The 6947-nt window shown below is 54.4% G+C and carries 7 protein-coding genes; all 7 read left to right on the forward strand.

Annotated elements, in window-relative coordinates; translation table 11 throughout:
* Nucleotides 1–132 precede the first annotated feature (132 nt).
* From MVO87_RS02010 to MVO87_RS02040, 7 genes are read left to right on the forward strand one after another with little or no spacing between them, the layout of a single operon-like run.
* The gene (locus tag MVO87_RS02010) at nucleotides 133–1173 is read left to right on the forward strand and encodes an ABC transporter permease (protein WP_342765090.1); all 1041 of its coding nucleotides are present in this window, start codon (nucleotides 133–135) and stop codon (nucleotides 1171–1173) included.
* A gap of 10 nt (nucleotides 1174–1183) precedes the next feature.
* Complete coding sequence (locus MVO87_RS02015; RefSeq protein ID WP_297513988.1) at nucleotides 1184–2728, forward strand: ABC transporter permease; 1545 nt, start codon at nucleotides 1184–1186, stop codon at nucleotides 2726–2728.
* Nucleotides 2729–2738: 10 nt separating this feature from the next.
* On the forward strand, nucleotides 2739–3698 hold the full coding sequence (locus MVO87_RS02020; RefSeq protein ID WP_297552005.1) for an ABC transporter ATP-binding protein: 960 nt from the start codon (nucleotides 2739–2741) through the stop codon (nucleotides 3696–3698).
* A 10-nt stretch (nucleotides 3699–3708) separates the two neighbouring features.
* Complete coding sequence (locus MVO87_RS02025; RefSeq protein ID WP_042691219.1) at nucleotides 3709–4716, forward strand: ABC transporter ATP-binding protein; 1008 nt, start codon at nucleotides 3709–3711, stop codon at nucleotides 4714–4716.
* A gap of 21 nt (nucleotides 4717–4737) precedes the next feature.
* Nucleotides 4738–5214 carry a hypothetical protein gene (locus MVO87_RS02030; protein ID WP_297516347.1) on the forward strand — a complete coding sequence of 159 codons (477 nt, stop codon included), beginning with the start codon at nucleotides 4738–4740 and terminating at the stop codon, nucleotides 5212–5214.
* The gene (locus MVO87_RS02035) at nucleotides 5211–5975 is read left to right on the forward strand and encodes an NAD+ synthase (protein ID WP_297516345.1); all 765 of its coding nucleotides are present in this window, start codon (nucleotides 5211–5213) and stop codon (nucleotides 5973–5975) included. Before MVO87_RS02030 ends, MVO87_RS02035 begins: the two co-directional genes overlap by 4 nt.
* Nucleotides 5976–5984: 9 nt before the next feature.
* On the forward strand, nucleotides 5985–6830 hold the full coding sequence (locus MVO87_RS02040; protein WP_297516344.1) for an EamA family transporter: 846 nt from the start codon (nucleotides 5985–5987) through the stop codon (nucleotides 6828–6830).
* Nucleotides 6831–6947 lie beyond the last annotated feature (117 nt).

Below are 6947 nucleotides of genomic sequence, written 5' to 3' on the forward strand. Positions count from 1 at the left end.
ATGAACACGGCTGTTCTTGTGTTCAAAATGTGTACATTTGTGCTCGTTTTGGGGAAAACTATTTAAACTTTAACTGGCACGTAAAAGTTGACTTCATGGAGAGCCAGTAGTATCGCTGCTGGAGGGGATAGAATGGGGATGAGCTTTGGAAAGTACGTGGCGTACCGTTTGATAAACGCTGTGATAATCCTCTTCCTGGCGGTTCTGTTGATGTCCGCCCTCTTCACGAAGCTCGCAACAATACAGCTGACCGCCCAGGTGAACGAGGAAGTGCAGATGTGGGTCAGGTCTTACACGCAGACCCACCACACCCAGCCTTCTCAGGAGCTCATTGAGCAGTACAAGCAGACCAGGATTAAGTACTACCACCTCGACCAGCCCTACTGGAAGAGAACGTGGGAATACGCGATAAATACGTTCTTTTTCAAATGGGGACAATCCTTCCAGAAGGTCTTTGGAACCACTGTCATAACGGACCAGATTAAGACAGCCCTTGCGAGGACCGTTCTCCTCTTCACAACCGCGGAAATCCTGGTTATCATCATAGGTCTTGCCCTCGGTATCAAGAGCGCCCGCAGTCCTGGAAGCCTGCTCGACAGAACCATATCCATCCTGGCAATGGTCACCACGAGCCTTCCGATGTGGTGGCTCGGAATGCTCATGATACTCGTTTTCGTCGTCTACCTCGGCTGGCTACCGATAACTCTCTACTCACAGGTTCAGGTCTCCGGCTGGGCAAACATCCTCAAGAAGATGAGCCTCCCGGTCGTTACAATCGTCATCAACCTCTTCGGTGGCTGGGCCTGGACGACCAGAAACATCATGATTGGAACCATGCAGGAAGACTTCATCATGGTTGCTAGGGCAAAGGGTGTCCCCGAGAGGAAGATTATCTACGGTCACGCCCTCAAGGCCGCCGCTCCGCCGATTATCACCATGGTCATCTTCGGTCTCATAGGCTCCCTTGGCGGTGCAATGATTACCGAGATAGTCTTCAACTGGCCGGGAATGGGACGTCTCTACTACGAGGCGCTCCAGCTCAACGCCGTTAAGACGATGATGGCACTGAACTACATGTTCGCAATACTCACTGTCCTCTCAATGGTGCTCGCGGACATACTGTACGCATACCTCGACCCGAGAATCAGGATTGGCGCCGCAGCCCGCTCGTGAGGTGGTGTAAATGAGATGGGTTGATTTCAAGGACAGCGTCAGAAGGTTTTGGGAGGATTACAAACACCAGAAGAGTGGAATGTTCGGATTATTTTTCCTCATCGTCCTCATAGTCCTCGCAATCGCCGCTCCTTATATTACCAGTCCAGACGTACCCAAGGAATGGCAGACTGGAACCGCCTGGGTTACCAATCCCAAGAACGCCCCTCCCTCGTGGGAGAACTACTTCGTGAGCGAGACGAGGGCACCTCAGGTTGAGTACACCATAGACGACCTTCATCTCACCAAGGCCCAGAACGGTAGCTACACCGTTTACACTATGACGTTTACCTATGACATGAGGTACGACATTCCGCCCAAGGACATAGTCATCACTGGCCTTAACTCGACCGCTGAGAGGCCCCAGGACAACCCGCTGGTCACAATGTACGTTGAGAGGCCCAAGGAAAACGGTCTTAAGTACAACTCCCTCATGCTTCTCTACAACGTCCAGCTCCCATCAAGCGGTGTCGTCCAGCTTGCCTACACTCAGGAAGTCAAGAGCCTCATCTTCTACTGGCTCTACGAGAACGGCATATTCACCCTTCCAATGCAGATCCCTGAGGACCTTCCAATGGATATGAAAATGATGTACCTCACCCAGCAGGTTCAAATGAACTCGACCCTCTACGGTTACTACCAGTCAATGGACCCGATGAAGGTCATTTTCGGTAAGATGACTGACAACGGAAAGCTCCGCACCCTCGACCAGATAGTTAACTCCCCCGAAGCCCTCCAGGGCACGTACAAGTTCACTATAGTCGTCACAGTTCCGAGCGACGTTCAGGTTGACTTCAGCAACTTCAAGGTTGCCCTCGTTGGTAGAACCTACGGCCTCCTCGGAACCGACCAGTACGGCAGGCCGATTGCCCTTGGCCTCCTCTGGGGTATCCGCGTTGCCCTGGCCATAGGTATCGCCGTTTCAGTCAGTACAGTTCTCATTGGAGTTCTCATTGGAGTTACAAGTGCCTACCTTGGCGGATGGGCTGACGAGGCAATACAGAGGTTCACTGAGTTCATGATGACCCTGCCGGTGCTTCCGATGCTCATCCTGCTCTCGCTGTACTTCGGAGGTAAGATTAACCTCAAGCAGCTCGTCTTCATCCTGGTGCTCTTCGGATGGATGGGAACCACCAAGGTCGCGAGGAGTATGGCACTCCAGATTAAGGAGCAGACCTACGTTGAGGCCGCGAGAGCCCTCGGTGCGAGCACGGGAAGGATAGTCTTCAAGCACATCGTTCCGCAGCTCCTACCGTACGCGTTCGCCAGCATAGCCCTCAGCGTTCCGGGAGCAATCCTCAGCGAGGCCGGACTGAGCTTCCTTGGCCTTACGAGCAACAACATGATTACGTGGGGTCAGATGCTTAACGCCGCCAACGCCAACGGTGCAACACTCAACGGATACTGGTGGCAGGTCATCCCGCCAGGACTTGCAATCGCCTTCGTCGGACTGATATTCGTCCTGATTGGTGTCTCGCTCGACACCGTGCTCAACCCGAAGCTCAAGCGCGCGTGAGGTGGTTTAGATGGCTAAGAACGTCCTTGAAGTTAGGAACCTCAAGATGTATTACTTCACCAGCAAGGGTGTCGTCAAGGCCGTTGACAACATCAGCTTCGACCTTAAGAAGGGAGAAGTGCTTGGACTTGCCGGAGAAAGCGGATGTGGCAAGTCCTCCCTTGGTTTTACCCTTTTGGGTATGCCCACCCCTCCAGGAAAGATAGTTGATGGAAGCATCAAGATTGACGGCAGGGAGATAGTTGGCCTTCCTGAGGACGTCCTAAGGAAGGAAATCCGCTGGCAGAAGATTTCGATGATATTCCAGGGAGCAATGAACGCCCTCAACCCAGTTTACACCATCGGTTTCCAGATGACCGAGCCCCTCATATACCACAAGGGAATGAGCCAGGAGGAGGCCCTTGACAGGGCTCAGAAGTACCTTGAGCTCGTCGGTCTCGACCCGGAAATCGTTTACCGTTACCCCCACGAGCTCTCGGGTGGTATGAAACAGCGTGTCGTTATTGCCATGGCCCTCCTCATGGAGCCGAGCGTCGTCATAGCCGACGAGCCGACGACGGCCCTTGACGTTATCGTTCAGGCGCAGATTATCAACCTCATGAAGAGGCTCAAGAAGGAGCTCAACCTCTCAATGATATTCATCACCCACGACCTCAGCATCCTCGCCGAGATTAGCGACAAGGTCGCCATCATGTACGCGGGCAAGATTATCGAGATTGGTGACAGCGAGAAGATTTACTACGAGCCGGCCCACCCGTACACCCAGAAGCTCCTCGCGGCAATACCGAGGCTTCACGAGGACGTTGAGAGGCTCGAGTTCATCCCCGGACAGCCGCCCAACCTCATCAACCCGCCGAAGGGATGTCGCTTCCACCCGAGGTGCCCCTATGCGATGGACGTTTGTAAGGAGCAGGAGCCCGAGCTGAAGGAGATTGATAAGGACCACTACGCGGCATGCTGGTTGCTGTGAGGTGTTGAGAATGGCCGAGCCGATACTCAAGGTTGAAAACCTCAAGAAATACTTCCCGCTCAAGAGGGGTCTCCTCGCCAGCCTGCGCGGTGAGCCTCAGCGCTTCGTCCACGCGGTTGACGGAGTCAGCTTCGAAATCTACAAGCAGCAGGTCTTTGCCCTCGTCGGTGAGAGTGGCTGTGGTAAGTCAACCACCGGAAGGCTCATCGTCAAGCTCCTTGAGCCAACCGACGGTAAGATTTACCTCGAGGGCGAGGACGTTACCGAGATTAAAACCAAGGAGGAGCTCCTTGCCTACAGAAGAAGGGTGCAGATGATATTCCAGGACCCGTTTGCTTCCCTCAACCCGCGCTTCAGAATCTTCGACGTCCTTGAGGAGCCCCTCCTCATCCACGGCATCGGTGAAACCAGGGCCGAGCGTGAGGAGCTTATCTATAAGGCCCTTGAGATGGTCAAGATTATCCCACCCGAGGACTACGTCAGCAGGTTCCCGCACATGCTCTCTGGTGGACAGAGGCAGCGTGTTGCTATTGCAAGGGCCCTCATCTTGAACCCGACGTTTATCGTCGCCGACGAGCCGGTCTCGATGCTCGACGTGTCAATTCGTGCAGAGATTCTTGAGCTCATGAAGAGCCTCAAGGACAAGATGGGCGTCACGTACCTCTACATCACTCACGACCTCTCAACGGCCAGGTACTTCGCCGACTGGATTGCCGTCATGTACCTCGGTAGAATCGTCGAGATGGGCCCTGCTGAGAAGGTCATTGACAACCCGCTCCACCCGTACACGAGGGCGCTGCTCGCTGCCGTTCCGGAGCCGAAGCCCGAGAGGAGAAACGTCATCAAGGAGCTTCCGATTAAGGGTGAGGTTCCGAGCGCCGTCAACATTCCGCCCGGATGCCGCTTCCACCCGAGGTGTATCTACGCCAAGAAGGGCCTCTGTGACGTTGAACAGCCGAAGCTCATCGAGTACGAGCACAACCACTTCGCCGAGTGCCACCTCGTCGGTAAGTTCTGACCCCTTTCTTTTTTCTCGGTGATGCCCATGAAAGAAGCCCTCAAAGTGTTTCTGAGCTCAAGGCTCGTTGTTGCAGGTTTTATCATGATACTGCTCGCCATGATTCTATCGGCAATAGCCGTCTTCCAGACGGGGCATCCTTCTTATTACTCAAGCGGAACACTCGGTCCAGGTAATCATGCGCTTGGCAACGATACCTTTGAGAACAGGTACTTCTACTGCAACAGGAGCCTCTCCCTCAGCTCGAAAAACGCGACCGTTGAGGTCTCCTGGGGCAACTTCACGGCTGTATATAACATAACCGGAAACGCCACGTTCATCCCGACCGACAGGCCCGAGGTAATGGTTATTAACGGCACCGTCACCTACACATACAGGGCGAAGGCCATAAGCTACCCCTACTCCGACCTCGCGATACCCGCGGCAATCCTTGCCTTCGTCGGCACCGTTGTCCTGTGGGTTGGATACACCCACACCCTCAGGGGGAAGAGGGAATGAGGAAGCTTGACTTCAACTCCGTCGTCGAGATAATCACTGCCTTTATTAGGGAGAAAGTTGAGGAGGCTAACGCTGAGGGCGTCGTGATAGGGATAAGCGGGGGCATAGACAGTGCAACAACGGCTTATCTCGCCGTCAAAGCCCTCGGAAGGGAGCGCGTCCTCGGACTCATAATGCCCTACTACCAGAACCAGGACGTTGAGGACGCTAAACTCGTCTGCTCCTCCCTCGGAATCGAGTGCAGGGAGATAAGCATAAGGCCAATTGTTGACTCGTTCGTTTCCCAGCTCGGATTCCAGCCCGACAAGAGGAGCCTCGGCAACATAATGTCCCGGGTGAGAATGGTTCTCCTCTATGCCCACGCCAACTCCAAAAACTACCTCGTCCTTGGAACCAGCAACAGGAGCGAGTTCCTGACGGGTTATTTCACCAAGTGGGGCGACGGGGCGAGCGACTACGCGCCCCTCATAAACCTCTACAAGACCGAGGTCTGGGAGGTTGCTAAGCTCGTCGGCGTTCCTGAGAAGATAATCGAGAAGAAGCCAACCGCTGGCCTCTGGGAGGGTCAGACCGACGAGGATGAGCTCGGCATAAGCTACCGCCTCCTCGACGAAATCCTCTGGCGCCTCGTTGACCTGTTGAAGGACAAGGAAGAAATAGCCGAGGAGCTGGGCATACCAATCGAGCGGGTCGAATACGTCGAGAACCTCGTTAAGAGGAGCGAGCACAAGCGCCGTTTGCCACTGGGCCCGAGCTTTTGAGGTGAGCCTATGAAACGGGGCTACTTTTTAGTTTTTCTCGCCGCCTCAACCTGGGGAACGATAGGGATATTCGCCACCTACATCTACCGCTATAACGTTGATTCCTTCACGATGGTCTTTTGGCGAGTCCTCTTTGCCCTGATAATCCTCGGAACCTACATCTCGCTTTTCCTGCGTGAGAACCCCTTCACGCGCGAGAAACTGTGGTTCTACGCGGTTTACGGTCTTGTCGGAGTCTTCGCATTCTACACCCTCTACTTCTACACCGTCAAAATCTCATCGGTCGGCTTCGCGGTTCTGCTCATCTACACCGCCCCTGCTTTCTCTGTAATCCTCGGCAGATTAATCTTCAGGGAGCCCATAACAACCGAGAAGGCAATCGCACTGGTAATGGTGCTGGCTGGAGTGCTTCTCGTTGCTGGCAACGTGGACTTCAACGTGAGCCACTTGGCTTTACTGACCGGCATAGCGACGGGCTTCACATACGCCCTCTACGGGGTTCTGGCCAAGTTCGGTGTCAGAAACGAGAGGCCCGAGAGGGTTCTCTTCATGACCCTGCTCTTTGGCCTACTCTTCCTTGCCCCCTTCTCTAAGTTCTCCGTCCCGATGGGAGCGATTCCCTACCTCCTCGGTTTAGCGTTTTTCCCGACGTTCCTCGGCTACACCCTCTACAACCACGCCCTTAAAGAAGTCGAGGTCAGCAGGGCCAGCATAGTTGCGACTGTTGAGCCCGTGGTTGCAATAGTCCTCGCCTACATCCTGTTTGGCGAGGCCTTAACGCCCCTTCAGCTCCTCGGCGGGGCGCTTATAATAGGGGCATCAATACTCGTGCACCTGAGGAAGGAGAAGAACTGAGAAGGGCTCAAACGTAGAAGTACCTCTCCAGCTCCCACTCGGTCACCTTCTTGGTCTCCACGGGGAGCCCGTTGGCTTCGAGGTAAGTGACGTACTCCCTCCATTCTCTCTCCTTGT

The organism is Thermococcus sp. (assembly GCF_027063845.1).
Lineage (GTDB): Archaea > Methanobacteriota_B > Thermococci > Thermococcales > Thermococcaceae > Thermococcus.

Excerpts from the sequence above, each read along its gene's own strand:
- MVO87_RS02010 (WP_342765090.1), top strand. The coding sequence starts at position 133 with ATGGGGATGAGCTTTGGAAAGTACGTGGCGTACCGTTTGATAAACGCT.
- MVO87_RS02015 (WP_297513988.1), top strand. The coding sequence starts at position 1,184 with ATGAGATGGGTTGATTTCAAGGACAGCGTCAGAAGGTTTTGGGAGGAT.
- MVO87_RS02020 (WP_297552005.1), top strand. The coding sequence starts at position 2,739 with ATGGCTAAGAACGTCCTTGAAGTTAGGAACCTCAAGATGTATTACTTC.
- MVO87_RS02025 (WP_042691219.1), top strand. The coding sequence starts at position 3,709 with ATGGCCGAGCCGATACTCAAGGTTGAAAACCTCAAGAAATACTTCCCG.
- MVO87_RS02030 (WP_297516347.1), top strand. The coding sequence starts at position 4,738 with ATGCCCATGAAAGAAGCCCTCAAAGTGTTTCTGAGCTCAAGGCTCGTT.
- MVO87_RS02035 (WP_297516345.1), top strand. The coding sequence starts at position 5,211 with ATGAGGAAGCTTGACTTCAACTCCGTCGTCGAGATAATCACTGCCTTT.
- MVO87_RS02040 (WP_297516344.1), top strand. The coding sequence starts at position 5,985 with ATGAAACGGGGCTACTTTTTAGTTTTTCTCGCCGCCTCAACCTGGGGA.